Raw genomic sequence first — 25618 nt, forward strand, 5'->3', positions numbered from 1 at the left:
CTTGGTTGACGCGCCGGGATGGGCCCTCCATCTGTTACGGCGCGCCTGTTTCCATCTGTCACGGCGCGCCCGCTTCCATCCGTTACGGCTTCGCGGGCTCACCCCACACGCCGTCGCGGGCTCGCCCCTGTCCAGGGAGACGCCTCTGACCCGTTCAGTGGCGCGCCGCCGTCACGACGCGCAGTGGGCCGGTGCCGTGGCGACCTCTGAGCCATGGGCGCACGAAACCCCCGAACCGCCCGCGAGGACTTCCAGGCGACGCCCCACCCGCATCGGCCGGTCCGCCACCCCCACGCACGCGAAAGCCCCGCTCGGCCAGGCCGGGCGGGGCTTCGCGGAGAGAAAGGCCGTCAGCGGGCCTGCATGATCTCGCGCATGAGGCGGGCCGTCTCGGAGGGGGTCTTGCCGACGCGGACGCCGACCTTCTCCAGGGCCTCCTTCTTGGCCTGGGCGGTGCCGGCGGAGCCGGACACGATGGCGCCCGCGTGGCCCATCGTCTTGCCCTCGGGGGCCGTGAAGCCCGCCACGTAGGCCACGACCGGCTTGGTGACGTGCTGCTCGATGTAGGCCGCGGCCCGCTCCTCGGCGTCGCCGCCGATCTCGCCGATCATGACGATCGCGTCGGTGCCTGGGTCCTCCTGGAAGGCCTGGAGGGCGTCGATGTGCGTGGTGCCGATCACGGGGTCGCCGCCGATGCCCACGGCCGTGGAGAAGCCGAAGTCACGCAGCTCGTACATGAGCTGGTAGGTGAGCGTGCCCGACTTGGAGACCAGGCCGATGCGGCCGGCGGTGGTGATGTCGGCGGGGATGATGCCGGCGTTGGAGGCGCCGGGCGAGGCGATGCCGGGGCAGTTGGGGCCGATGATGCGGGTCTTGTTGCCCTTCTCGACCGCGTACGCCCAGAACTCGGTGGAGTCGTGAACGGGCACGCCCTCGGTGATCACGACGCAGAGCGGGATCTCGGCGTCGATGGCCTCCTTGACCGCGTCCTTGGTGAACTTCGGCGGCACGAACACGACCGACACGTCGGCGCCGGTGGCCTCCATGGCCTCCGCGACCGTGCCGAACACGGGCAGGCCCTCGTGCGTGGTGCCGGCCTTGCGGGCGTTCACGCCGCCGACGACCTTGGCGCCGGAGGCGAGCATGCGGCGGGTGTGCTTGGTGCCCTCGCCACCGGTCATGCCCTGAACGATGATCTTGCTGTTCTCAGTCAACCAGATGGCCATGGGTCACGCACCTACCGCAGCGAGCTCGGCGGCGCGCTTGGCCGCTTCGTCCATCGTGTCTACCAGCTCGACGCGCGGAAGCGCGGCGTCGGCCAGGATCTGCCGCCCGAGCAGGGCGTTGTTGCCGTCGAGGCGGACCACCAGCGGGTGGGTCACGGCCTCGCCGCGGCTCTCCAGCAGCTTGAACGCCGAGACGATGCCATTGGCGACGGCGTCGCAGGCGGTGATGCCGCCGAAGACGTTCACGAAGATCGACTTGACGCTCGGGTCGGAGAGGATGATCTCCAGGCCCGCGGCCATCACCTCGGCCGAGGCGCCGCCGCCGATGTCGAGGAAGTTGGCGGGGGACGGCTTGCCGGGGAACGCCTCGCCGGCGTAGGCGACCACGTCGAGGGTGGACATGACCAGGCCCGCGCCGTTGCCGATGATGCCGACGTTGCCGTCGAGCTTGACGTAGTTGAGGTCCTTCTCCTTGGCCTTGGCCTCGAGCGGGTCCTCGGCGGCCTTGTCGGCCAGCGCCTCGTGGTCGGCCTGGCGGAAGCCGGCGTTGTCGTCGAGGGTGACCTTGCCGTCGAGGGCCTTCACCTGGCCGTCGGCCGACAGGATCATGGGGTTGACCTCGACGAGCGTGGCGTCCTCGTCGACGAAGCAGCACCAGAGCTTCTCGATGAGTTCGGCGGCGCCGTCGAGCGCCTTCTCCGGCAGGCCGCCGGCCACCGCGATCTCGCGGGCCTTGGCGCGGTCGATGCCCGCCAGGGCGGAGACCGGGACCTTGGCGACCTTGTCCGGGGAGGTGTGGGCGACCTCTTCGATGTCCATGCCGCCGGCGGCGGAGCAGATCGCGAGGAACGTGCGGTTGGCGCGGTCGAGCAGGAAGGAGAAGTAGTACTCCTCCGCGATCGCGCTGGCCTCCTCGATGAGGACCTTGTGGACCGTGTGGCCCTTGATGTCCATGCCGAGGATGACCTCGGCCTTGGTCACGGCGTCGGCGGCGTCGTCGGCCACCTTCACGCCGCCGGCCTTACCGCGGCCACCGGTCTTGACCTGGGCCTTGACGACAACGCGCCCGGTCAGCTCCTCGGCGGCCGACCGGACCTCCTCCACAGTGTGGGCGACGATGCCGCGCGGCACAGGGATGCCGTAGTCAGCGAAGAGCTCCTTCGCCTGATGTTCGAACAGGTCCACGAGGGTCCGTCCTTGCTTATCCGACTGATGTTCGACGCCCCGGGCAACCCGTGCGTGCCGGGCGTTTCCGCCAGTGAAGCCTAGCCCGAAGCTTGACCTGCCCAGGTCACCGGGTCGCGGTTCTTCCGCTATGTGACGGTGATCTCACTTCCTCAGCATGGCATCTGCACGGAAATTGCATGAATTAGTCGCCATATGACCCGGCGCTCGATATATGGTCGTGATCTTCCAATGGCAGGCTTGCCCCCCGCTCCTCTTGGTAATGCTGAAGGAAACCCGAATGAAGCGAATTCTCGCGGGTCTGACGCTGGCGTCGTGCGCCGCGCTCATGGCCGCCACGCCGGCGCAGGCCGCGCCCGTGAACCCGGTGAAGGCCCTGAAGAAGCAGTACGTGGCCGGGCATGGAGTGCGGGTCTCGGAGACGGCCCGAACGACCATGAACGGGAAGACCGGAACGGTGCGGACGACCACCGGCGCCCTGGGATTCGGTAAGTCGGGAGTCGTCGCCGCCGATCTTCGTTTCAGGGAGAAGGGCGGGGCGGCCGGCCTCTCGCCGTCGCGGAGTATCACCGTGGGTAAGCACACGTATGTCCAGGGCGGGATATACACGCAGGATTTGCCCGAGGGCAAGAAGTGGGTCCGGTACGCGGACCCCTCGGTGATCTACACCAGCCAGCCGCTCGACGTCTTCGACTCCAAGGTGCTCAAGGCGCTCGTCTCCAAGGCCAAGAGCTCCAAGGGTGGAACGTACCGGGGCACGCTGACGTTCGCCGACGTCAGCAAGCTCTACGGCGAGAAGATCGACAAGAGGCTGGGCAAGATCAAGATCAACTATGCCCTCGGCCTCAACTCCAAGGGCCTGATCACCTCGGTCCGCAGTGAGTACACGATGGACTTCGGCATTCTCGGGAGCACGACCGCCACCGTGAACACCCGGTTCACGGGCTGGGGCGCCAAGATCACGGTCAAGGCCCCGCCATCCGACCAGGTGGTCGACTACAGCGACCTCGGGACCGAGACGGATGTCCCGCAGGAGATCCCGAACGGCTCGCTGAACTCGCTCGGCAAGGTCGAGGCCCCCTCGGCCCGCTGAGCCGTTCGCCGGGACCGGCTCCCCGGCCCCGGCGACACCTCAACTCCCCCTCAACATTCAAGGAAATCCGCATGAAGCGAATCCTGACGGGCGTGGCGTTAGTCACGACCGCCGCGTTGGTGACCGCCACTCCGGCGCTGGCCGCAGCGCCCAAGGACCCGGTGGTGGCCGTCAAGAAGCAGCTCGTCGCCGGCAAGGGCGTGAAGTTCACCGAGCGCACGACCGTGGACGACGGCAGCATGCGCGAGGTGTTCCTGCGCCGCTCGGGCACCCTCCAGTTCGGCAAGTCGGGGATCGCCGCGTCCGACATCACCGGCAAGCTGAACATCTCGGCCAGCGACCTCCAGGGCCTCGACGAGAGCGGCGAGAACGCCGAGCTCGCCTCGATGCTGAAGGCCATGGCCCAGCCCGAGCGCACGATCAGGATCGGCACCACGTCGTACCTCTCCGGCAACATCTGGGCGCTCCAGATGCCCGAGGGCAAGACCTGGTTCAAGGCGCCGAAGGGCCCGACCGGCGGGTTCCTCGGCACGTTCGGCCAGCCACTGAACCTCGCCGAGCCTGCCACCCTGAAGACGCTGCTCAAGGGCGCCAAGACCACCGGCAGCGGCTACACGGGCAAGACGCTCCTCGGTGACCTGTGGAAGACGTCCCCCTGGCTGCGCGCCACCTGGCTGGACAAGCCCTCCGCCAAGGCACAGAAGACCGCCATCAGCTGGCGGATCACCGTGAACAAGGCGGGCCTGCCCACCCGGCTCGTGACGACGTTCCCGATGGCCGCGCTCGGGGCCGGCGGCAAGGGCACCGTGAGCGTGGACACCAGCTACACCGGCTGGGGCTCCGCCGTGTCGATCAAGGCGCCGCCCGCGGAGGAGGTCACCTCCAAGTTCAAGGACGGCGAGGACGACATCTCCGAGACCCTCGACCTGCCGCTCGGCAGCATCGCCGGCTGACCTGATCGATCGAGTCCTCCCCTGCCGCCCGGCGGGGGAGGGCTTTTTCTTCGCTGAGGACATCGAATGAAGAGGACACTGGCGGCGGCGGTGGCCGCCGCGACCCTGCTCGGCGCCGCCCCCGCGCAGGCGGCCGCTCCCGATCCGGTACGGGCGGTGAAGAGGCAACTGGTGGTGGGCCACGGGGTGAAGATCTCCGAGACCGTCTCGGCGCAGGTCAAGGGCAAGAAGGACGTGTACTTCCAGACGGCGGGCACCTTCGGGTTCGGCACGTCCGGCGTCGTCGCCGCGGACCTCACCCTCCGGACCACGCTCATCAGCGACAAGCCGACGTCCATGCGCCTCCTCATGGTGGGAAAGCGTGCCTACATGCGGAGCGACGCCATACAGGACCACCTTCCCGAAGGGAAGACCTGGGTGCGCATGGAGGACGACGAGAGCCTGCGAACGCCCTCCAGCCAGCCTGTGGACCTTTTCCGGCCCCCTCAGCTCAAGGGTCTGCTCTCCTACGCCGAGTCCGTGCGGAACGGGGTTCGCCGGGGCACGGTCACCGGCAAGCAGGGGTACCGGATCAGCGAGGGCCGGGTCACGGGTACCTTCGACTTCCGGCTCAGCACCGACTCCACCGGTCTGCCCACCCGCCTGCACACCACCACCCAGGACTTCGACTCCGGGCCTTTGGAGCACGTCGACACCAGGTACAGCGCCTGGGGGCACAGCGTCACGATCACCGATCCGCCCGACCACGAAGTCGTCGGCCTCGACGAGCTCGCCTCCTCCCTCGAGTGGGAGCTTGAGGAGTATCTGGAGATCGCCGACGACGCGGTGGCCTCCGCCCGCCGGTAGCTCCCCACGATGCCGCACCCCGGAGCCGGGCAGGGCCCGGGGTGCCGTCGTTCAGCCCAGCCGGGAGTCGCGGATGCCCGCCCACTCCAGCGAGTGCCTGATCCCCTCCTCGATCGAGTAGCGGGCCCGCCACCCCAGCAGGCGGTGGGCACGGTCGCTGCGGGTGTAGGCGCCGGCCACGTCGCCAGGGCGGGCCGGGGCCTCGGCTACGTCGATGGGGCGCTCGACGACGCGGTTGAACGCGTCCACCAGCTCGCGGACCGTGGTGCCCGCGCCGGTGCCCAGGTTGATCACGTCGGCCTCCAGCTCGTCGAAGCGCCGCAGCGCCGCCACGTGGGCGGTGGCCAGGTCCCACACGTGGATGTAGTCGCGGATGCCGGTGCCGTCGCCGGTGGGCCATCCGGTGCCGGTGATCTGGAACGGGACGCCGTCCTCGTACGCCTCGATCATCTTGCCCAGGGCGTGGCTGGGACGGCGGAGCTGCAGGCCCGTGCGCATCTCCGGGTCGGCGCCGATCGGGTTGAAGTAGCGCAGGGACAGGATCCTGATGGGGCGGCCGGTGGCGATGTCGGCGAACATGCCCTCGCAGACCGCCTTCGTCCGCGCGTACGGGCTCTGGGGGTCGAGCGGGGACTCCTCGTCCACCGTGTGGTCGGCGCCGGCGCGGTAGATCGACGCGGAGGAGCTGAAGATCATCCGGGTGCAGCCGTTGCGGAGCAGGTGGTCGACGAACTCGAGGCTCTTGGTGACGTTCGCGCGGTAGTAGCCGATGGGGTCGGCCACCGAGTCGGGCACCACGATGAGAGCCGCGCAGTGGATGACGGCCTCGATATCCGGATTTTCAGCGAATACCTTGTCAATCAGTGGGCCGTCGCTGATATCGCCCTCATAGAACACCCGCCCGTCGGCGAACTCCCGCCGCCCCGTCACGAGGCTGTCGAGAATCACGGGATCGATCCCGGCGTCCAGGCACGCCGACGCGATCGTGCTGCCGATATAACCAGCTCCGCCGGTAATCAAAACGCGCATTCCTGAACCCTAGCCAGCCGCGGCCATCGGTGTGAGCAGCCTGTGGACAACGTCGGCGACGGCAGCGCCGCGCCAGGGGTCCCGTCCTCCGATCGCCCCTCCGCGGTGGTCCGGATCCCGCACCACGCCGTTCCCCGCAGCCCACGCCCTCGGCCTCGCCGTCCGTGGGGTCCCGGCCCGGCCAGGTCCAGCGCCCCGCGCCTCCCGAGTCGGATCCTGTGGCGCTCGCACTATGGCCTAGTCGGCATTTGCATGCGACATTTCGAGCTATGGGCAGGGACGTTCCAGTAGTCGTGTTCAGCAGGGAAGACCGCCGGAAATATCGCGAAAAAGTGCACCGATGCCTCGACGTCTTCGCCCAGATGCTGCGCGAATCACGTTTCGAGTTCGAGCAGCCCCTGGCGGGCCTGGAGATCGAGCTCAACATCGTGGACTCGCGCGGCGAGGCGGCCATGCGCAACGCCCAGGTGCTCGCCGCGATCGCGCAGCCGGACTGGGCGACGGAGCTGGGCCAGTTCAACGTCGAGATCAACATCGAGCCCCAGGGCCTGGCGGGAGACGGCGCGCTGCGCCTGGAGAACGACGTCCGGGCCCGGCTCAACCACGCCGAGGAACGCGCCCGTTCCGAGGGCGGCCACCTGGTCCTGATCGGCATCCTGCCCACCCTGCGCGAGCAGGACATCGGCGAGGGCACGCTCTCCGCGAACCCGCGCTACCGCCTGCTCAACGAGCAGATCTTCGCGGCCAGGGGCGAGGACCTGCACCTGGCCATCGAGGGCGTCGAACGCCTCGACACCCACGCCGACAGCGTCGCCCCCGAGGCGGCCTGCACCAGCGTGCAGCTCCATCTCCAGGTCAGCCCGGAGACGTTCGCCGCCCACTGGAACGCGGCCCAGGCCATCGCGGGCGCGCAGGTGGCGGTGGCGGCCAACTCGCCGTACCTGTTCGGCAGGGAGCTGCACAGGGAGACCAGGATCGCGCTGTTCGAGCAGGCCACGGACACGCGGCCGGCGGAGTTGAAGGCGCAGGGCGTACGGCCCAGGGTGTGGTTCGGGGAGCGGTGGATCACCAGCGTCTTCGACCTGTTCGAGGAGAACGTCAGCTACTACCCCGCCCTGCTGCCCCTCTGCGACGAGGAGGACCCGCGCGCCGAGCTCGAACGCGGCAGCGTCCCCCAGCTCCACGAGCTGACCCTGCACAACGGCACCGTCTACCGGTGGAACCGTCCCGTGTACGCGGTGGTGAACGGAGTGCCGCACCTGCGGGTGGAGAACCGCGTGCTGCCCGCCGGGCCCTCCGTCGCCGACATCGCGGCCAACGCCGCGTTCTACTACGGGTTGATGCGGGTGCTGCCGTACGACGAGCGTCCGATCTGGAGCCAGATGTCGTTCAGGGCCGCCGAGGACAACCTCGCGGCGGCGGCGCGGCACGGGCTGGACGCGCGGCTGTACTGGCCGGGGACGGGCGAGGTGCCGGCGGCCGAGCTGATCCTGCGGCGGCTGCTGCCCATGGCCCGGGAGGGGCTGGCCAAGTGGGGTGTGCACGGCCTGGTCGCCGACCGGCTGCTGTCCGTCATCGAGGGCCGCTGCCTATCCGGCCGCACGGGGGCGAGCTGGCAGGTCGACCGGGTACGGGCGCAGACCGCCTCCGGCGATGACCGGCACGAGGCTCTGCGGGGCATGACACTGGAGTACATCGAGCGCATGCACACCAACGAACCCGTACACACCTGGGACGTTTGAAGCCCCGTGACCTCTTCGGATGCGTGAAGCCGTGACCCGTGCCCTGCCCCCGCTCACCAGGCTGTTCGCCGGTCTGGCCGCCATCGCCCTGGTCGCCGCCTGCGGTGTCGTCCGCTCGCCGTCCATGGACCAGCGGGGGGCCGACTCGTTCGAGGACGACATCGTCACGGCGCGCACGCTCACGGAGGAGTTCTGGAGCCGGCAGTTCCAGCAGCTCGGCCGCACGTACCGCCCCATCAGCGACTTCATCCCGTACTCGGGCGAGGCCGGTCCGAGCTGCGGCGGGCAGCCCGCCGTCCCGAACAACGCCTTCTACTGCCCGCTCGGCCACTTCATCGCCTTCGACCAGAACTGGATGGAGGCGCTGTGGAACGAGATGGGCGACGGGTCGGTCTATGTCATCATCCCGCATGAGTTCGGGCATGCTGTGCAGGCGCAGCTCCGTACCGACTTCTCGCTCAACGTCCAGATGGAGCTCCAGGCCGACTGCTACGCGGGCGGCGCCCTGTCGGCGCTGGTCGCCTCGGGCGCGCTGACGACGGACGAGGGGGACGAGTACGAGCTGTTCGCGAGCCTTGCGGCGGCGGGCGACCCGACGGACGACTGGCTCGACCCGGCGGCCCACGGGACGGCGGAACAACGGCAGACGGCGTTCGTGCGAGGGTACCGGGGCGGGGTGGGGGCCTGCTGAGGGCGTACGAGCCTCGGTCCGATCGAACCTGCGGTTGTATCGACAGGTCAACCCACAGGATGATGTCACCGATCATGACCTGGCTCTACCTTTGACCCATGGCACCGGAGGAGATCAGCTGGCTGCGCAGGGGCGCATGCAGATCCAGCGACCCCGACCTCTTCTTCCCTCTCGCCCCCACCCCCTTGCAGGAGGCCCGCGCCAAGGCGGTCTGCGCGGCCTGCCAGGTGGCGCAGGAGTGCCGCTCCTACGCCTTACGCGCAGGGGAGGCGGAGGGCATCTGGGGCGGCCTCACCCCTGAGGAACGCCGCCGCACCCGCTTCCCCGAAGGCTGGCGCCGCCCAGCCGCCTCCTGACACCCCGCGCCGCCGGAAGGCTCCGAAGCTCGGAAGGCCGAACGGGCTCATGGCTCATAGGCGCACCGTGGGCAGGCTCACGGCTCATAGGCTCACGGTGGGCGGGCTCACGGGCCGACGACTCAAGGGCACACGGCTCATCGGCCCGCAGGCGCAGCGGCTCATGTGGCTCGCCGTGCCCGAGGAAGGCCATGCCGTGAGCACCGCTGCCCGGCCGGGCGCGCGCCCGCCGATCCGGCGCGCGCCAAGCCGCCCAAGCCCGCAGGCCTCGGCCCCGTGCCTCAAACCCTCAGGCCCTCAGGCCCTCAGGCCCTCAGGCCCTGAGGCCTCACGCGCTCGGGCTCGGAGCTCGGACCCCGGGGCTTGGGCGATGACATGCCTGTCCTGGCTGCATCCCGGCCCGATCACGATGAACGTCAGCGGTGAGGGGACATGGGGGCGAGGCCGAGGTCGGCGAGGATGGTCGCGCCGCGCTCGGCGTGGTCGCCGCCGACGAGGACCAGGGTGCGGGCCGACTGGTAGCGGCAGCCGGCGGCCTCGAACGCGTCCGCCGTGGCGAGCAGCGCCTGACCGTCGCCGTCGAGCAGGGCGGCGGCCCGCTCCACGATGGCGCCGGCGACCGGGTTGCCGGCCACGATGGCCCGGGTCTGCGTCACGTGGTCGCGAGCGTCCGGGCTTCCGGCGAGTACGGCGGCTTCGGTGCGCAGTGCGACATACCAGTGGTGCCAGATCCAGGTGACCCACTTCCACACCTGGCCGGGCTCCGGTGCCATCCGTTCCAGCGCCTGCGTGGCCTGGCCACGGTGCAGCAGGAGCATCGCGTCGAAGATCGCGCCGTAGCCGTAGGCGTGCGCGGGGAGGGGGCCGAGCTGGTTCAGGGCCTCCTGCCATGCGCGCTGGGCGTCATGGTCGTCGCGCAGGCCGTGGACCATCGCCACGGCGGCCATCGCCCGGCCGAGGTACGACTGGGCGGGGCTGCCTGCCCGGTGCCACGAGTCGAGGAAGCGGACGCTGCCGGCGAGCACCTGGTCCACGTTGCCCGCCAGGGCGTCGGCGACCAGCAGCCAGTTCGTGGCGCGGTGACCGACCTCGGCCAGGAGCGGATGTTCGGTGAGCTGTCGTGCCCACCGGCGGGCCGCGGGCAGGTCGCCGGTGCCGAGGCCGGCCTCGGCGGCCTCGCCGAGGGCCTCGATCAGCTCGTGGGTGGCGGCCGGCGTCGCGGGGGCGGACGTCAGCAGCGTGATCCGGCGCTGGGTCGTGGCGGCGGCGGCGTACGTGTCACCCGCCCAGCTCAGGGCTCCGGTCAGCACGTCGAGTGCGGTGGATTCGGCGAGGGGGTCGCCCGTACGGTGGGTCAGCTCGACGGCCCGTTCCGCACGCGCGATCGTCTCCGGCACGGAGCCGTCAGGCCCGCCTTGACCGCCCCCGACGCCGGGGTCGCCGGGCACCGACCCGCCACCCGGCATCTGCCCGGCAACGGCCTCACCACCGGGCACCGACCCGCCACCCGGCATCTGTCCGGCAGCGGCCTCACCGCCGGGCACCGGCCCGGCGTCCACGGCGGCCTCACCGAGCGACTGTCCGGCAGGGCCCGCGCCGCCACGCACCGGCCCGCCGCCTACGGCGTCGCCGCGTGTCCCTCCGCCGTCCGCACCGTCGTCGCGCCCCCGTCCGCCATCCCCCGCCTCACCCGGCTCCTGGCCGCCGGCGGTGACCGCGGCGTTGAGCGTCCATCCGGCCTCGGCCGTGGCCACCGCGGCCCGGGCGGCCGGGTCGTCCCCCGCCAGCTCCCGCGCCTCATCGATCAGCCCGAGCACCTCCTCAGGCTCCGGCAGGCGCACGAAGATGGTCGAGAACCGGAACGTGGCGATGGCGGCGACCGCGAGGTCGGCGGCGGCGCCGGCGGTGTCGCCGGACCGGCGGGCGGCGTCCGCGGCCGCGCGGCGGAGGCGGAACATGTCGTCGCCGCGCATCCGGCAGCCGGCCACGACGGCGGCGTGCCGGAGCGCCGGGGCGGCCGAGCCCGGGTCCTCGGCGAGCGCGGCGGCCTGTTCGTGGCGCCGCTGGGACTCGCCGACCAGGTTGCGGGTGAAGGTCAGCCCGGCCAGGTGCCGGGCCAGCTCGTACGCCTCCGCGCGATGCTCCGCCTGGTCGGCCGCCCAGGCCAGGGCCGCGCGGAGGTCGTTGGCCACCAGGTCGAAGGCGGCCCGCCAGTCCTCGCGGACGACCGCCAGCCCGGCGGCCTTGGCCAGGCACCAGCGAAGGTGCCGGGATCGGATGTCGGCCAGCTCACCGGCCTCGGTCAGCCGTTCCCTCCCGTACTGGCGGATGGTCTCCAGCGCCCGGTACTCCGTGCCGCCCGGGGACGCCGACACCACCAGCAGGCTCTGTTCGGCGAGCCGGGCCAGGCCGTCGATGACCAGGCCTTCGTCGTCCCCGGTCACCTCCGCCGCCGCGGCGGCGGTGAACGGCGCCGCGAACACCGACACCCGGCGCAGCAGCGCCCGGTCGTCCGGCTCCAGCAGGGCGTGGCTCCAGTCGAGCGCCGCCCGCACCGAACGGTGCCGCTGATCGGCCCGGGAGCCGCCGGTGAGCATGCGCAGGGGGTGGGACAGGGCGGCGGTGATGCCGTCCAGGCCCAGCGTGGGATACCGGGCGGCGGCCAGCTCGATCGCCAGCGCCATGCCGTCCAGCCGCTCGCAGATCGCGGCGACCTGGTCGCGCAGCGCGGGGTCCAGCGGCCAGCCGACCGCCGCCGCCCGTTCCATGAACAGCGTGACCGCGTCCGACCCGCCCTCGGCGGGCAGTGACAGCGGCGGCACGGGATACACCCGCTCGAACGGCACCATCAGCCGGGCCCGGCTGGTCGCGAGCACGGTCACCCGGGGGCACGCCGCCAGCAGCCGCTCCAGGAACAGGGCGACCCCGTCCGCGACCTGCTCGCAGTTGTCCAGCACCAGCAGCGCGTGGCGGTCGGCCAGCGCGGCGACCACGGACTCGGTCATGTCGCGGCCGGGCTGCTCGCCCAGGCCGAGCGCCCCCGCGACCGCGGTCGCGACCATGCCGGGGTCGGTGACCGGGACGAGGTCGACGAACCACACCCCGTCGGAGTGGTCGCCGGCCGCCTGCGCGGCCACGGCCAGCGCGAGCCGGGTCTTGCCGACGCCGCCGGGACCGGCCGCGGTCACCTGGCGGTGGGCCCTCATCAGCTCGGCCAGCTCGGCCCGCTCGCTCGCCCTGCCGATGAACGAGGTCAGCAGGGACGGCAGCACCGGCGCCGGGTGGGGCGAGGCGGCGCCGCCGGCTGGCTCGGGCGCCCGCTGGGCGAGCGCCCGCCGGTCCGGTACGTCCAGTTTGCGCAGGAGGGAGGAGACGTGGCTCTCCACGGTCCGCACCGAGATGCACAGCCGGGCGGCGATCTCGGCGTTGCTCAGATGGGCGCCGACCAGTTCCAGTACCTCGGCCTCGCGGGGCGAGATGTCCACTGCTGCCAACACTGTCCCAGTTTGCCCTATCCCCTGCGTAGTGCCCATCCGTGACGGCCACCGTACGTGGTCCGTGGTGCCGATCCGTGGAGCGAATCCGTGGCCGCCACGGATGTGGTCCGCAGGGCCCGGACGCGAAGCTGTGAGCACCTACCCGGCGGGTCGACGAGACCCACGACCGACAGGAGCGACCGTGACCGGCTCTTCCACGCGGGGCATCAAGACCGTCCTGCACCCCGTGTCCGACCTGGGCAAGGCCAAGGCGGTGTACGCGGCCCTGCTCGGCCTCGCGCCGCAGGTCGACACCGCCTACTACGTCGGCTTCGAGGCCGAGGGCCAGCACATCGGGCTGGTGCCGGACGGTGGCCCGCAGGGCATGACCTCGCCCGTGACGTACTGGCACGTGCACGACATCGAGGCGACGCTGGCCGAGGTGATCGCCGCGGGCGGCACCGTCAAGGAGGCCGTGCACGAGGTCGGCGCCGGCCGCGTGGTGGCCACCGTCCTCGACCCCGACGGCAACGTCCTCGGCCTCCTGCAGGACCGCTGAGCCCCGCCGAACGACCGACCGACTCCCTTCGCTCTCCCCAAGGATCCGCCATGACCTCCTTCGCGTCCGTCACCCTGGAAGTTCCCGACGCCACCGCCGCCCAGGCCTTCTACCAGGCCTTCGGCCTGGACCCCTACGTCCGCGTACGCGCCTCGGACGCGCCGACGACCGGCTTCCGCGGCTTCGCCCTGTCGCTCGTGGCGTCCCAGCCGGGCGACGTCGACGCCCTCATCGCCGCCGCCGTCGACGCCGGCGCCACCACGCTGAAGCCGGCCACGAAGAGCTTCTGGGGCTACGGCGGCGTCGTCCGTGCCCCGGACGGGACGATCTGCAAGGTCGCCACCTCCAGCAAGAAGGACTCGGGCCCCGCCACCCGGCGCATCGACCAGGTCGCGCTCCTGCTGGGCGTGGCGGACGTCAAGGCGAGCAAGCGCTTCTACGTCGAGCAGGGCCTGGCCGTGGCGAAGAGCTTCGGCGGCAAGTACGTCGAGTTCGACGCCCCGTCCACGGACGTCAAGCTGGCGCTCTACCCGCGCCGGGCCCTGGCCAAGGACACCGGCGTCACCCAGGAGGGCACCGGCTCGCACCGGATCGTCCTCGGCGGCGGCACCGGCGCCTTCACCGACCTGGACGGGTTCGTCTGGGAGAGCGCGTCCGCCTGAGCCAGGCATCATCCACGACTTCGAACACCCGAGCACATCCGCAAGAGGGAGAAAACTGCCATGAGCGACACGTACCAGGGATTCTCGGCCGAGGAGCGGGCCGCGATGAAGGAGCACGCCCAGGACCAGAAGAAGGCGGCGCGCCGCGCGTCCCAGGCGGACAAGGCGGCGGAGGCCGCCGCGGACGTCCTGGCGAAGATCGCGGAGATGGGAGACTCCGACCGGGTCATGGCCGAGCGCGTCCACGCCGTCGTCCTGGAGAGCGCCCCGGCGCTGGCGCCGAGGCTCTGGTACGGGATGCCCGCGTACGCGCTCGACGGCAAGATCGTCTGCCATTTCCAGCCGGCGACGAAGTTCAAGACGCGTTACGCGACCCTCGGGTTCAGCGACCAGGCGCGCCTGGACGACGACACGATGTGGCCGGCCGCCTTCGCCCTGACCGAGGTGACGCCCGCGGTGGAGGCGCGGATCAGCGAGCTGGTCAAGCGGGCGGTCAGCTGAGACCCGCCCGGCGACGGCGGCGCGAAGACGGCGTGCCCGTGAGCGCTACGTGCCCCGCGAAGGCCACGTGCCCGCGAGGGCGAGGGAGAACGCGCCGTCCGGGGTGCGGCGGTGGTGAAACGCCTGCCTTTCAGTGCAGCTGTGTGGAGGTACCGTGCAAAGCATCGCGCAGGTGACGGAGTCCCGCCTAGCGTCGCCAGGTATGCAAGGAGTGGACGTACTGGTCGTGGGTGCGGGCCTGGCCGGTCTGCGTACGGCGTGCCTGCTCGCCCGCCGCGGGCTCGACGTGCTGGTGGTCGACCGTCGCAGGTCGCTGTCGGCGGGCATCCGCACCACGGGGATCTTCGTGCGGCGCACCCTCGACGACTTCGACCTGCCGGATCACCTGCTCGGCCCCGGCATCCGCGACGTGCTGCTGTATCCGCCGTCGAGGCGGGCGCCGATCCGGCTCACCAGCGACCGTGACGAGTTCCGCGTGGCGGACATGGCGGCCGTCTACCGGCACGCGCGCCACGAGGCGGAGTCGGCGGGGGCGCGGGTCCTGCTGGGCGTACGGTACGCCGGGGCCTCGGCGGGCCTGGTGCGGCTGGCAGGCGCGGAGCCGGTGACGGCGCGGTTCGTCGTCGGCGCGGACGGCGCCCGTTCCCGGGTGGCGCGCGATCTCGGCCTCGACCTCAACCGGCGCTTCATCGTCGGCGCCGAGCTCGTCCACCCGATCGCGCCGGGCACGACCGCCCCGGCCTTCCACTGCGTGCTGGACCCCCGGATCGCTCCCGGTTACCTGGGGTGGGCCGTGGACGACGGCCGGCACGCGCACGTCGGCGTCGCGGGTTATCCGGCCGCGATGCGCGGCGGCGTCCGCCGCCTGCTGGACGCCTTCGCCGCGGACGCCCCCGGTCACGCGCCGCCGGCCGGTCCGGTCGAGCGTCGCGGCGGCCCCATCCCGGTGGGCGGCGTGCTGCGGCGGCTGGCGTGCCCGGCCGGGCTGCTCGTCGGAGACGCCGCGGGCGCGGTGTCGCCGCTGACGGCCGGCGGGCTGGACCCGTGCCTGCGCATGTCCGACCTGGCCGCGGCGGTCACGGCCGACTACCTGCGTACGGGCGACCGGAGCGTGCTGGGCCACTACGACGGGAACGCGTTGAGAGCCCGCTTCCGCGGCCGGCTGCTGCTGCGCCGCGCGTTCACCGGCATCCGCTCCCCCGCCGCGGCCGAGGCCGCGATCACCGTGCTGCGCGGCCGTGCCGGCCGGGCCCTGGCGGCGCGGGTGCTGTTCGGCGACGGCTCGTTCCCCGACGTCCGGCTCGATCGAGTGGCGAGCGGGACGTAGCCTTGCAAGGGTGCTGCTGCGCTCGATCGCCGTCCTCACCGCCGCGAACATCCTGAACAACAAGATCGCCCCCCGGCTGGGGCCCCTGACCTCCACCGTCGCCACGGCCGCGCTGGTCGCGATGGCGCGCAGGTCCGGCGTGTCCTGGAAGGAGCTCGGTTTCGAGCACGGCCGGCGCGGCGCCGTCGCCGGTGGCGTGTTGGCGGCGGCGGTGGCCGGGGTCTACGCGGCCGGCGTCGCCATGCCCCGCACCAGGCCGCTCTTCCACGACGACCGCGCCCTGTCGCTCTCCCGCGCCCGTGTCCTGGAGGAGGCGCTGATCCAGGTTCCGCTCGGCACGGTCCTGCTGGAGGAGGTGGGTTTCCGCGGCGCGCTGTACGGGATGCTGCGCCGGCGGCACGGCACGGCCGCGGCCACGGCGGTCTCCTCCACCCTGTTCGGCCTCTGGCACATCCTGCCCGCGATCGACATGGCCCGCGCCAACCCCGCCCTGGGCGCCCTGACCGCCGGCGAGTCCCCCGGGCGGCTGGACACCGCGCGGGTGGTGGCGGGGAGCGTGGTTTCCACGGCGGCGGCCGGGGTGCTGTTCTGCGAGCTGCGCCGCCGCCGCGGCTTGGTGACCCCGGTCATGCTGCATCTGGCCACCAACTCGCTCGGCTACGCCTTCGCGCGGCTCGCGGCCAAGCTGCCGGACCCCGGGGCCGAGAAGATTTCGCACCCGAAATGAGCGGTCCATCCCGCCCGGCCCGGGATTGCGAACACGAAACGTAACGATCCGGTGGATCATTCGACCGGCGCGGGATGAAGGTTTTCGCCCCGCGGCATCGTTTTCTCCCCCCGCCCCCGCATCGGGCCGTGGCCTGCTGCGCCGCAGGCCTTACCGTCTCCGAGGCGCCTCATTTCAAGGCCGCGCCCCTTGGGATGCGCGCCTGCCCTCATATAGCGCAGTTCTCGTCAAGCCGGAGGTACGGAGGTGGTGCTGCATGCGTACGGTAATCGACATCGACAAGGAGCTCCTGGAAGCGGCTCAGCAAGCGCTGGGTACGCCGACCATGAGAGAAACGGTCCACGCCGCACTGCGGGCGGTCGTGGACCGGGACGCGGAAAGAGCGTGTGCGATCAGAGCGTTCGAGTTCTGGCGCACGGAGGGGAGCCCGGATCTGCTGGATCCGGAGATCACGAAGCATGCGTGGCGACGACAGGACTGATGTACCTCCTCGACAGGAGCGCCCTGGCTCGCATCCGCGTCAGTGAGGTGATCTCCAAGGCGCTGCAGCCGCTCTTCGCCGCGCGGTCGGTGGCGACCTGCAGCGTCATCGACCTGGAGGTGCTCTACAGCGCCCGCGACTACGCCCACTACCTGCGCATCCTGCACGCCCAGCGCCAGTGCGTCCTGCTCCCCGTGGACCAGGAGGTGCAGGCGCGCGCCATGGCCGTGCAGCGGCAGCTCGTGGAGATCTCCCAGCACCGTGGCATCGGCCCGAACGAGCTGCTGATCGCCGCCTGCGCCGAGGTGCACGGGGCGACGATCCTGCACTACGGGCACTCCTTCGACATCATCTCGGAGGTGACGGGGCAGCCCTCACTGTGGGTGGTGCCGCCCGGCTCCGTGCCCTAGCCCCCGCGGGCCTCGGGAGCTCAGGCCGTCGGGACCACCTGGAAGCCCTCCGCGTAGCGGCCCTCGCCGAGCCCGGCCTGCTCGGCCCAGGCGGCGAAGCGGCTCCGGACGAAGTCGGTGAAGCCTTCCACGTGCGCGACCTGGCTCACGTGCGACTGCAAGGCCGCGAGCTTGCGGTCCATGGACTCGGTGATGTCGACCCAGTGGTTGGGCGTGGAGCCGCCGTTCAGCCACACCTCACGTACGGTCCACGCCTCCAGCCCCTCCTCCTTGATCAGCTCCGGGAACGCGTACGGATTGCGCGCGTCCGGATAGACCGCGTCCAGGGTGGCGCCGCCCACGGCGCGGTGGTCAGGGTGACTGGGGGCGATGAACTGGTAGTTGCGGTCGGGGTGGTGGGTGATGACCAGGTCAGGCCTGACCTGGCGGATCACTCTGGCGATGGCCCGCCTGAGCTCCAGCGAGGGCACCACCTGGCCGTCGGAGTAGCCGAGGAAGCGCACGTCCGTCACGCCGACCGCCTTGGCGGCGGCCAGTTGCTCGGTCCTGCGCAGCTCCGCCATGCCGGAGTTGTCCAAGGTGCGCTCGTTGCCGCCCGCGTCACCGTCGGTGACCAGCAGGTAGGTGACCTCCACGCCCCTGTCGGCGAACAGTGCCACGCTTCCCGCGGCGCCGAAGTCGGCGTCGTCGGGGTGGGCGGTCACGACGAGTACGCGGTTGATCTCGCTCTCCGGCAGCATGACTCCCCTTTCGGATCTTACGTGGAGGACAACCGGAACCCCGCCGACGGCATTCCGGGCGCCGATTGTCGGTGGAGCGTCTTAACCTAGGTGGGTGCCGACCCAAGTCTCTGTTGACCACCCCTTGCTCGATGGCCTCAACCCGCAGCAGCGCGAGGCCGTGATCCATCATGGCAGTCCGCTGCTCATCGTGGCCGGAGCAGGGTCGGGCAAGACGCGGGTGCTCACGCACCGCATCGCCTACCTGCTGGCCGAGCGCGAGGCGCATCCGGGCGAGATCCTGGCGATCACCTTCACCAACAAGGCCGCCAGGGAGATGAAGGAGCGCATCGACAAGCTCGTCGGGCCGCGCTCCAAGGCGATGTGGGTGATGACGTTCCACAGCGCCTGCATGCGCATCCTGCGGCGCGAGGCCAAGCGGCTGGGCTTCCCGTCCAGCTTCTCGATCTACGACCAGGCCGACTCGCAGCGGCTGATGGCCATGGTCTGCCGGGAGATGGAGCTCGACCCGAAGCGTTACCCGCCGCGCTCGTTCTCGGCGCAGGTCAGCAACTTCAAGAACGAGCTGATCGACTACGAGACGGCGATCGATCGGGCCGGCTCGCACCTGGAGAAGACGCTCGCGCAGGCGTACAAGGCCTACCAGCTCAAGCTGACCGAGGCCGGCGCGATGGACTTCGACGACATCATCATGAACACGGTGACGTTGTTCCAGCTCTTCCCCGACGTGGCCGAGCACTACCGGATGCGGTTCAGGCACGTGCTGGTCGACGAGTACCAGGACACCAACCACGCCCAGTACATCCTGATCAGGGAGCTGGTCGGGCATCCCGAGCTGCGCACGAACGACGGCGAGCTGGTGCGCTCGGGTGCCGACATGTCGGAGTTGTGCGTGGTGGGCGACGCCGACCAGTCCATCTACGCCTTCCGCGGCGCGACGATCCGCAACATCCTGGAGTTCGAGCGCGACTACCCCGACGCCCGCACGATCCTGCTGGAGCAGAACTACCGCTCCACTCAGAACATCCTGGCCGCCGCCAACGCCGTGATCGCGCGCAACGAGTCGCGCAAGCCGAAGAACCTCTGGTCCGACCAGGGCGACGGCCCCAAGATCGTGGGGTATGTCGCCGACAACGAGCACGACGAGGCCATGTTCGTGGCCCAGGAGGTCGACCGGCTCAGCGACGAGGAGGGCGTCAAGCCGGGCGACGTCGCGGTCTTCTACCGCACCAACGCCGCCTCCCGCGTGTTCGAGGAGATCTTCATCCGCACCGGGCTGCCGTACAAGGTGGTCGGGGGCGTGCGCTTCTACGAGCGCAAGGAGGTCAAGGACCTGCTGGCCTACCTGCGGGTGCTGGCCAACCCCGCCGACGTGGTGTCGCTGCGGCGCATCCTGAACGTGCCCAAGCGCGGCATCGGCGACCGCGCCGAGGCCATGATCGAGGCGCTGTCCTCGCGCGAGGGCATCACGTTCTGGGACGCGCTGCGCCGGGCCGACGAGGCGTACGGCATGGCCACGCGCTCGCTCAACGCGGTCAAGGAGTTCGTCGCGCTGATCGAGGAGCTGATCGCCAAGGGCGCGGGCGTGCCGCCGTCGGCGCTGGCGGAGGAGGTGCTGGTGGCCACCGGCTACCGCGCCGAGCTGGAGGCGTCGGAGGATCCGCAGGACGAGTCCCGCCTGGAGAACCTCAACGAGCTCGTCTCCGTGGCCTCCGAGTTCGAGGAGGCCAATCCGGAGGGCACGCTGGTGGAGTTCCTGGAGCAGGTGTCGCTGGTGGCCGACGCCGACCAGATCCCCGACGCCGACGGCGGGCAGGGGGTCGTCACGCTGATGACCCTGCACACCGCCAAGGGGCTGGAGTTCCCGGTCGTGTTCCTGACGGCCATGGAGGACGGCGTGTTCCCGCACGTCCGCTCGCTGGGCGAGCCGAAGGAGCTGGAGGAGGAGCGGCGGCTGGCCTACGTCGGCATCACCAGGGCGCAGCAGCGGCTCTACCTCACGCGGGCCGCCGTGCGCAGTTCCTGGGGCGCGCCGTCGTTCAACCCGGCCTCCCGGTTCGTGAACGAGGTGCCCGGCCAGCTCATGGACTGGCGCACCGACCCGGAGAAGTCGGCCTGGAACGCGGCCACGCGGCGCGAGCCCGCCCGTCCCGCCGCTCCGGCCAAGAGCTCCTCGGGCGGCGGGCGCAAGGTGCCCTCGCTGTCGCCCGGCGACCGGGTCTCGCACGACGCGTTCGGGCTGGGCACGGTGGTGTCCGTGGACGGGGTCGCGGAGAAGACCAAGGTCAAGATCGACTTCGGCAGTGGCGGGGAGAAGACGCTGCTGCTGGCGTACGCGCCGCTGGAGAAGCTCTGAGACAGCCCGAGGGCCGCTCACGCGGGTGAGCGGCCCCCGATCGTCGCCTGCTTCGTCAGCCCTTCAGCGCGCTGCCCCTCTTCCACTGGCTGTAGCTGAGCTGCCAGTAGCTCCAGCCGTTGTTCCACTGGAGCTTGCGCTTGGTGCCGGTGATCTTCACGACGTCGCCGCGCTGGGCGATCGTGTAGAACCACTTGGCCCCGGCGGGGGTGGCGCGGACACAGCCGTGGCTCTGGTTGGAGCGGCCGAGGTACTGGTAGTAGCCGGCGCTCTGGTGGACGTACTCACCGCTGTCGGAGATGCGCACCGCCCACGGGATCTCCTCCTTGTAGTAGCGCGGGTCCTTCGGATCCGTCACGCCCATCCAGGAGGAGGTCATGGTCTCCACGGCCTTCTTGCCCATGGTCAGGTGCACGCCGCTGGTGGTCAGGTAGACGTCCACGCCGTTCCTGATGAGACCGCCCTTGCCGGCGCTGATCGGGATCTTCTTGGCCAGCTTCCCGTTCCTGTACACCTTCATCGTGTGCTTGCGGGTGTCGACCACGGAGATGTTCTTCGAGCCGACGGCGAACCTGCGGGAGACGTTCTTGGCGCCGGTGTTGCCGGGCAGCTCCGACAGCCGCGCGGTGAAGAGCACCTTCTGGTACGGCTTCCAGTACGTCTTCGTCCGGTAGATCACCTTGCGGGCGGACACCCAGCGCCACGCGCCCTCGTGCGCCTCCTCGGACTCGACGCTCAGCACCGCCTCGACGGCCGCCTTGTCCTTCACGTCCCGGTCGAACGTGACGATGATCGGAAACCCGACGCCCACCTTCTCGGTCTTCTCCCCCATCGGGGTGATGTCCGCGATGCCGACCTTGATCTTCTTCCCGGAGGAAGTCGAGGTCGGAGTGGGGGACGGCGTGGGGGCCACTGCGGCGGCCTGGACGATGCTCGCGTGGGGCCGCGGGACGGGGGCGCTCTCCGCCGCGCACGCTGTCGCGGCGACCAGTGCGACCAGTGCCGGAAGCATCCGGGTGACGCGCTTCAAAGGGGTTACTCCTGGACTTGTGCTTCGACTACCTCCTTGTGTGACAACTGTGAGCACTGATTCGTGCGCGTAATAGGGATAACTATCCTGTAACGGTCCAAAGCCGCGTAATCGGCCAACTTGGGCTCGCGTAACGGCGGGTCACCGCTGAAGGGTCAGAGGCCGTTTCCCTGGAGGGCCGTCAGCCGGAGTGCGGCGGGCGGCGAGCCACGGCAGCGCGTAGAAGATCAAGCACGTAAGGGTCAGACGAGCCGGCGCGCGGTGGCCCAGCGGGACAGCTCGTGGCGGTTGGAGAGCTGCAGCTTGCGCAGCACCGACGAGACGTGCGTCTCCACCGTCTTGACGGAGATGAACAGCTCCTTGGCGATCTCCTTGTACGCGTACCCCCGCGCGATCAGCCGCAGCACCTCGCGCTCCCGCTGCGTCAGCGAGTCGAGCTCGGGGTCGATCGACGGCGCCTCCGACGAGGCGAACGCGTCCAGCACGAAGCCCGCCAGCCGCGGCGAGAACACCGCGTCGCCCTCGGCCACCCGGTTGATGGCGTCGGTCAGCTCCTTGCCGCTGATGTTCTTGGTCACGTAGCCGCGGGCCCCGCCCCTGATCACGCCGATGACGTCCTCGGCCGCGTCGGAGACCGACAGCGCCAGGAACCGCACCTGCGAGCCGGAGCCCAGCACCCGGCGCAGCACCTCCTGGCCGCCGCCACCGGGCATGTGCACGTCGAGCAGGACCACGTCGGGCTGGTGCGCGGCGATCGCCTGGACGGCCGTCTCCACGTCCTCGGCCTCGCCGACGACCTCGATCGAGTCGCCCAGCTCGGCGCGCACGCCCGATCGGAACAACCGGTGGTCATCGACGATCAGTACGCGCGTCATGCCTTCTCCACCTTCATCGTCAACATCACTTCCGTGCCCTCGCCGGGCTCGGTACGCACCCGGGCCGAACCTCCGTGACGTTCCATTCTCCCGATGATGGACTCCCTGATCCCCATCCTGTCGAGCGGCACCGCCTCGAGGTCGAACCCCTTGCCCCGATCCTTCACGAAAATCGTGACCTCTTCACCCTCTACTTCCGCGTAGACGGAAATGGACGGGCTCTCAGAGTATTTGGCGGCGTTGACCATCGCCTGCCGGGACGCCTTCAGCATCGCCGCCAGCTTGCCGGACGGGTCGAGCGCGATGTCGCCGACGCAGACGACCTCGATGGGCACCCCGTGCGCATCCTCCTCCTCGGCCGCGATCCTGCGCACGGCGGCCGCCACCGTGGCGTCGGCGTCCTGCTTCGGCTGGTAGAGCCAGTTGCGCAGCTCGCGTTCCTGGGAGCGGGCCAGGCGGGAGACCTCGCGCGGGTCGTGCGCGACGCGCTGGATCAGGGTGAGCGTGTGCAGCACCGAGTCGTGCACCATGGCGGCCACCTCGGCCCGCTCCTCCTGCCTGATGCGCTCGCGCCGCTCCAGTTGCAGCTCTTTCCACAGGCCGGCCAGCCAGGGCGCGGCGATGACCAGCAGGCCGCCGACCACCACGACCGTGAACAGCAGGCTGTCCCTGACCTGAGGCAGCTCGCCCTCCGCGGCCAGGAAGCCGGTCGCGCCGACCACGACCAGGATGATGCCGAGCAGCGTGCGCACGCGATTCTTGCTGATGCTGCGCGAGGCGCCGCTCACCCAGCTGCTGCGGCGCTCCGGATCGGCCTGCTGCCACAGGATCAGCGCGCCGATCCCGCCCACCGCGAACGGCAGCATGCCGATGCCGCCCTGGTTGGCCCCGGTCAGCCAGCCGAACGAGAACAGCGCCGCCCCGATCGCGCTGAACGCGGCGAGCTGGCTCCAGTCGCGCTGCGGTGCCTGCCCCTGGTACGGCTGGCGCGGCGTCACCATCCACAACACCGCGTACGCCACCGCCCCGGCCCCCTGGACGACGGTGAGCAGCACGAACATGAGCCTGATCACCACCGGATCAAGCTTGAGCTGCGCCGCCAGCCCCTGGGCGACGCCGCCGAGCAGGCGCCCCTCCATGGGGCGCATCATCCGGCGGTAGGGCTTGTCGCCGCTCTGCTCGGCGAGTGTCTTCTGGTCAGCCATAACATGGCCATAGTCACATGTCGGGGGCCATACGGGCATCAGGGAACAACCCCCGGGTCGGCTCAGGGGTGTCCCGGATGCGAGCACCGTACGCGTAGGTCCACGATGGTAGGCATGACAGAAGCTCCGCCCAGGCAGCCGGCCTCTCCTCCCCGGGAGCTGCGACGCAGCAGCGAGGGGCGCTTCCTCATGGGAGTGTGCGCGGGCCTCGGGCGGCACACCGGCATCGACCCCGTGGTGTTCCGCGCGGGCTTCACGGTGCTCCTGCTCGGCTCCGGCATCGGTCTGTTCCTCTACATCGCGGCGTTCCTGCTGATGAAGGAGCCGAACGGGCGGCCGGGGATCATCGAGCAGTGGACACGGCGCGACTTCGACGCCGAGACCGTGATGGCGCTGCTGACGGCGGTGCTGGGGTTCGGGCTGGCGATCAACCTGGCGACGGTGTGGCTGGACACGGGCACGCTGGTGGTGGGGGTGTTCCTGGCCGTGTCGCTGCTGGCCGCGCACTCCAGCGGGGTGGACCTGCGGGGGCTGGCCCGGTCGATGCCCGAGCGGCTGAGCCGGCGGCCGGGCGCGGAGCGGCCCGCGGCCTCGTACGAGAGCGCCGCCCCGCCCGTACGCGCCCCCAAGCAGCCCGAGGCACCGGCCGCACCCGAGCCGCCGCAGGCACCCCCCGAGCCTCCACAGGCGCCGCCCGAGCCGCCGCGGGCGCCGGCCGCACCCGAGTCGCCGCCGACCGCCTTCGTGCCCAGGGCCGAGGCGCCGTCGCCCGCGCAGGCCGCACCTGCCGGCCAGGCAGCGCAGGCCGCAGAAGCCGCGCAGGCCGCAGAAGCCGCGCAGGCCGCAGAAGCCGCGCACGCCGCGCCGGTGCCTGACGCGGTCGCGGCCGGGGAGCCGGTGACGCCGGTAGGCGAGGCGAGGCGCCCCGACCAGCAGGAGGTACCGGCCGAGCAGGGCACACCGGCCCAGGACGCGCCGGACCAGGACGTACCGGCCCAGGGCGTACCGGATCAGGACGCGCCGACCTCACCGCCGGCCGCCGAAGCGGCAGGGCGGGAGCGGCGGGACGAGGAGCCGGTCTCCCCGTACGCGATCACCGCGGAACACCAGGTGCCCTCCGCCTCGACCTACCGCCCCGCCCCTCCCACCACCGTCGACTACGGCAGCTACGGCGAGCCGTTCGCCCCGAACGGCCCCTACCGGCCGCTCGACCCGGCCAGGAGGCCGGGCGGCTACTCGCCGTACGACCCGAGCATGTACGTCCGTCCCGTCCGGAAGCGGCGGCGGCCGAGGTCGTTCATCGGCCTCATCACCATCCTGCTGACATTGATCACCGGAGGGATCGTCGTGGCCGTCCAAGCAAGGTCTGCGGCGGGAGTGAGCCCGACCATCGTCGGCGGCGCCATGCTCATCACGATCGGCGCCGGCCTGCTGGTGGCCGCCTGGTGGGGCCGCGGCGCGGGGCTGGTGGCCGCGGGCACGGCGGTGACGCTGATCGTGGGCATGGGCTTGATGCTCGGCGGCGTGCCGAGGAACATCGGCACGGCGGAATGGACCCCGACCAGCCTCGCGGAGGTGAGCCGGGTCTTCGACGTGGGAGTGGGCGACGGCACGCTGGATTTGTCGGAGCTGGAGCTGCCACCGGGCGCGAACGTGACGGTCAACGCCGCGATCTCGGCCGGCGAGCTGGTGGTGATCGTGCCGCCGACGGCGAGGGTCGAGGTGCACGCGAGCAACAAGATCGGCGACATCGTGATCGACCAGTCCCTGCGGGGCGGCGTGGACGTGCGTACGGACAAGGTTCTGGAGCCGGAGGTGAAGCCGAAGGGCAAGGCCGCCACCATCGTGCTCAACCTCAGGGGCGGCCTCGGCGACATGGAGGTGCGGCGTGCCGCGTGACGTCGAGCGGCCCCGTCGCCTGCACCGGACGGACTGGATGGCCCTGCTGAGCGGCGTGCTCTTCGTCGTTCTGGGCATTCTGGTGGTGACACGCGCGATCAGGGATCCGCTGGTCCTGGTCGGGGTGATGGTGCTGGGACTGGCCTTCGCAGGGCTGGTGGCGATCGTCGCGCGGGTGGTCCGCGGTAAGTAACCCTTGACCGGGAAAAACACCGGCGTAGGTTCGGAGTGTCCGCCTTTCCCCCTGCT

At 70.9% G+C, this 25618-nt stretch carries 24 protein-coding genes; 16 read left to right on the plus strand and 8 right to left on the minus strand.

Annotated features, from left to right (window positions below):
* Window positions 1-350: 350 nt before the first annotated feature.
* Window positions 351-1226 carry a succinate--CoA ligase subunit alpha gene (gene sucD / locus HD597_RS45155; RefSeq protein ID WP_253752486.1) on the minus strand — a complete coding sequence of 292 codons (876 nt, stop codon included), beginning with the start codon at window positions 1224-1226 and terminating at the stop codon, window positions 351-353.
* Between the two features lie 3 nt (window positions 1227-1229).
* Entirely contained in the window at window positions 1230-2411 is a 1182-nt protein-coding gene (gene sucC / locus HD597_RS45160) for an ADP-forming succinate--CoA ligase subunit beta (protein ID WP_253752489.1), read from the minus strand.
* A 280-nt stretch (window positions 2412-2691) separates the two neighbouring features.
* On the opposite strand from sucC, the gene HD597_RS45165 reads away from it, so the two are divergent.
* The 3 genes from HD597_RS45165 to HD597_RS45175 all read left to right on the plus strand — a co-directional run bounded on the left by HD597_RS45165 (window position 2692) and on the right by HD597_RS45175 (window position 5303).
* On the plus strand, window positions 2692-3504 hold the full coding sequence (locus HD597_RS45165; protein WP_253752492.1) for a hypothetical protein: 813 nt from the start codon (window positions 2692-2694) through the stop codon (window positions 3502-3504).
* A 71-nt stretch (window positions 3505-3575) separates the two neighbouring features.
* A complete protein-coding gene (locus HD597_RS45170) occupies window positions 3576-4457 on the plus strand; it encodes a hypothetical protein (RefSeq protein ID WP_253752495.1) in 882 nt (293 codons plus the stop codon).
* 66 nt (window positions 4458-4523) lie between these two features.
* Window positions 4524-5303 carry a hypothetical protein gene (locus HD597_RS45175; RefSeq protein WP_253752498.1) on the plus strand — a complete coding sequence of 260 codons (780 nt, stop codon included), beginning with the start codon at window positions 4524-4526 and terminating at the stop codon, window positions 5301-5303.
* A 51-nt stretch (window positions 5304-5354) separates the two neighbouring features.
* On the opposite strand, the gene galE is transcribed toward HD597_RS45175, so the two are convergent.
* Window positions 5355-6332, minus strand: coding sequence for a UDP-glucose 4-epimerase GalE (gene galE / locus HD597_RS45180; RefSeq protein ID WP_253752501.1), 978 nt, complete (start codon window positions 6330-6332; stop codon window positions 5355-5357).
* 332 nt (window positions 6333-6664) lie between these two features.
* On the opposite strand from galE, the gene HD597_RS45185 reads away from it, so the two are divergent.
* The 3 genes from HD597_RS45185 to HD597_RS45195 all read left to right on the plus strand — a co-directional run bounded on the left by HD597_RS45185 (window position 6665) and on the right by HD597_RS45195 (window position 9121).
* Window positions 6665-8074 (plus strand): glutamate-cysteine ligase family protein, encoded by a 1410-nt coding sequence (locus HD597_RS45185; protein ID WP_253752504.1) that lies wholly within the window; start codon window positions 6665-6667, stop codon window positions 8072-8074.
* 19 nt (window positions 8075-8093) lie between these two features.
* On the plus strand, window positions 8094-8765 hold the full coding sequence (locus tag HD597_RS45190) for a neutral zinc metallopeptidase (protein ID WP_253752507.1): 672 nt from the start codon (window positions 8094-8096) through the stop codon (window positions 8763-8765).
* A 98-nt stretch (window positions 8766-8863) separates the two neighbouring features.
* Entirely contained in the window at window positions 8864-9121 is a 258-nt protein-coding gene (locus HD597_RS45195; RefSeq protein ID WP_253752510.1) for a WhiB family transcriptional regulator, read from the plus strand.
* Window positions 9122-9537: 416 nt separating this feature from the next.
* Here HD597_RS45195 and HD597_RS45200 read toward each other — a convergent pair whose 3' ends face one another.
* Complete coding sequence (locus HD597_RS45200) at window positions 9538-12618, minus strand: ATP-binding protein (RefSeq protein ID WP_253752513.1); 3081 nt, start codon at window positions 12616-12618, stop codon at window positions 9538-9540.
* Between the two features lie 181 nt (window positions 12619-12799).
* Between HD597_RS45200 and HD597_RS45205 the strand changes: the two genes are divergently transcribed.
* From HD597_RS45205 to HD597_RS45235, 7 genes are all read left to right on the plus strand, one after another.
* Complete coding sequence (locus HD597_RS45205; RefSeq protein ID WP_253752516.1) at window positions 12800-13156, plus strand: VOC family protein; 357 nt, start codon at window positions 12800-12802, stop codon at window positions 13154-13156.
* 50 nt (window positions 13157-13206) lie between these two features.
* A complete protein-coding gene (locus HD597_RS45210; RefSeq protein ID WP_253752519.1) occupies window positions 13207-13818 on the plus strand; it encodes a VOC family protein in 612 nt (203 codons plus the stop codon).
* Between the two features lie 60 nt (window positions 13819-13878).
* Complete coding sequence (locus HD597_RS45215) at window positions 13879-14319, plus strand: iron chaperone (protein WP_253752522.1); 441 nt, start codon at window positions 13879-13881, stop codon at window positions 14317-14319.
* Window positions 14320-14521: 202 nt separating this feature from the next.
* A complete protein-coding gene (locus HD597_RS45220) occupies window positions 14522-15646 on the plus strand; it encodes an NAD(P)/FAD-dependent oxidoreductase (RefSeq protein ID WP_253752525.1) in 1125 nt (374 codons plus the stop codon).
* A gap of 10 nt (window positions 15647-15656) precedes the next feature.
* Window positions 15657-16373, plus strand: a complete 717-nt coding sequence (locus HD597_RS45225; RefSeq protein ID WP_253752528.1) for a CPBP family intramembrane glutamic endopeptidase — start codon at window positions 15657-15659, stop codon at window positions 16371-16373.
* A 256-nt stretch (window positions 16374-16629) separates the two neighbouring features.
* Window positions 16630-16854 carry a type II toxin-antitoxin system VapB family antitoxin gene (locus tag HD597_RS45230; RefSeq protein ID WP_253752531.1) on the plus strand — a complete coding sequence of 75 codons (225 nt, stop codon included), beginning with the start codon at window positions 16630-16632 and terminating at the stop codon, window positions 16852-16854.
* Window positions 16836-17264 carry a PIN domain-containing protein gene (locus tag HD597_RS45235; protein WP_253752534.1) on the plus strand — a complete coding sequence of 143 codons (429 nt, stop codon included), beginning with the start codon at window positions 16836-16838 and terminating at the stop codon, window positions 17262-17264. The genes HD597_RS45230 and HD597_RS45235 overlap by 19 nt, the downstream gene beginning before the upstream one ends.
* A gap of 20 nt (window positions 17265-17284) precedes the next feature.
* Here HD597_RS45235 and HD597_RS45240 read toward each other — a convergent pair whose 3' ends face one another.
* Window positions 17285-18004, minus strand: a complete 720-nt coding sequence (locus HD597_RS45240; protein ID WP_253752537.1) for a PIG-L deacetylase family protein — start codon at window positions 18002-18004, stop codon at window positions 17285-17287.
* 124 nt (window positions 18005-18128) lie between these two features.
* Between HD597_RS45240 and pcrA the strand changes: the two genes are divergently transcribed.
* Window positions 18129-20360: a DNA helicase PcrA gene (gene pcrA / locus HD597_RS45245; RefSeq protein ID WP_253759746.1), complete on the plus strand. Its 2232-nt coding sequence runs from the start codon at window positions 18129-18131 to the stop codon at window positions 20358-20360.
* 55 nt (window positions 20361-20415) lie between these two features.
* Here the strand turns inward: pcrA and HD597_RS45250 are convergent, their stop codons facing one another.
* From HD597_RS45250 to HD597_RS45260, 3 genes are all read right to left on the minus strand, one after another.
* Window positions 20416-21390 carry a L,D-transpeptidase gene (locus tag HD597_RS45250; protein WP_253752540.1) on the minus strand — a complete coding sequence of 325 codons (975 nt, stop codon included), beginning with the start codon at window positions 21388-21390 and terminating at the stop codon, window positions 20416-20418.
* Window positions 21391-21632: 242 nt separating this feature from the next.
* Entirely contained in the window at window positions 21633-22265 is a 633-nt protein-coding gene (locus tag HD597_RS45255) for a response regulator (protein ID WP_080043096.1), read from the minus strand.
* On the minus strand, window positions 22262-23470 hold the full coding sequence (locus HD597_RS45260; RefSeq protein WP_253752543.1) for an ATP-binding protein: 1209 nt from the start codon (window positions 23468-23470) through the stop codon (window positions 22262-22264). The genes HD597_RS45255 and HD597_RS45260 overlap by 4 nt, the downstream gene beginning before the upstream one ends.
* Window positions 23471-23584: 114 nt before the next feature.
* Here HD597_RS45260 and HD597_RS45265 point away from each other — a divergent pair, with 114 nt between their 5' ends.
* Window positions 23585-25369 carry a PspC domain-containing protein gene (locus HD597_RS45265; protein ID WP_253752546.1) on the plus strand — a complete coding sequence of 595 codons (1785 nt, stop codon included), beginning with the start codon at window positions 23585-23587 and terminating at the stop codon, window positions 25367-25369.
* The gene (locus tag HD597_RS45270; protein WP_253752549.1) at window positions 25359-25562 is read left to right on the plus strand and encodes a hypothetical protein; all 204 of its coding nucleotides are present in this window, start codon (window positions 25359-25361) and stop codon (window positions 25560-25562) included. The genes HD597_RS45265 and HD597_RS45270 overlap by 11 nt, the downstream gene beginning before the upstream one ends.
* Window positions 25563-25618: the final 56 nt, after the last annotated feature.

The sequence above is a fragment of the Nonomuraea thailandensis genome (genome assembly GCF_024172165.1).
GTDB lineage: Bacteria > Actinomycetota > Actinomycetes > Streptosporangiales > Streptosporangiaceae > Nonomuraea > Nonomuraea thailandensis.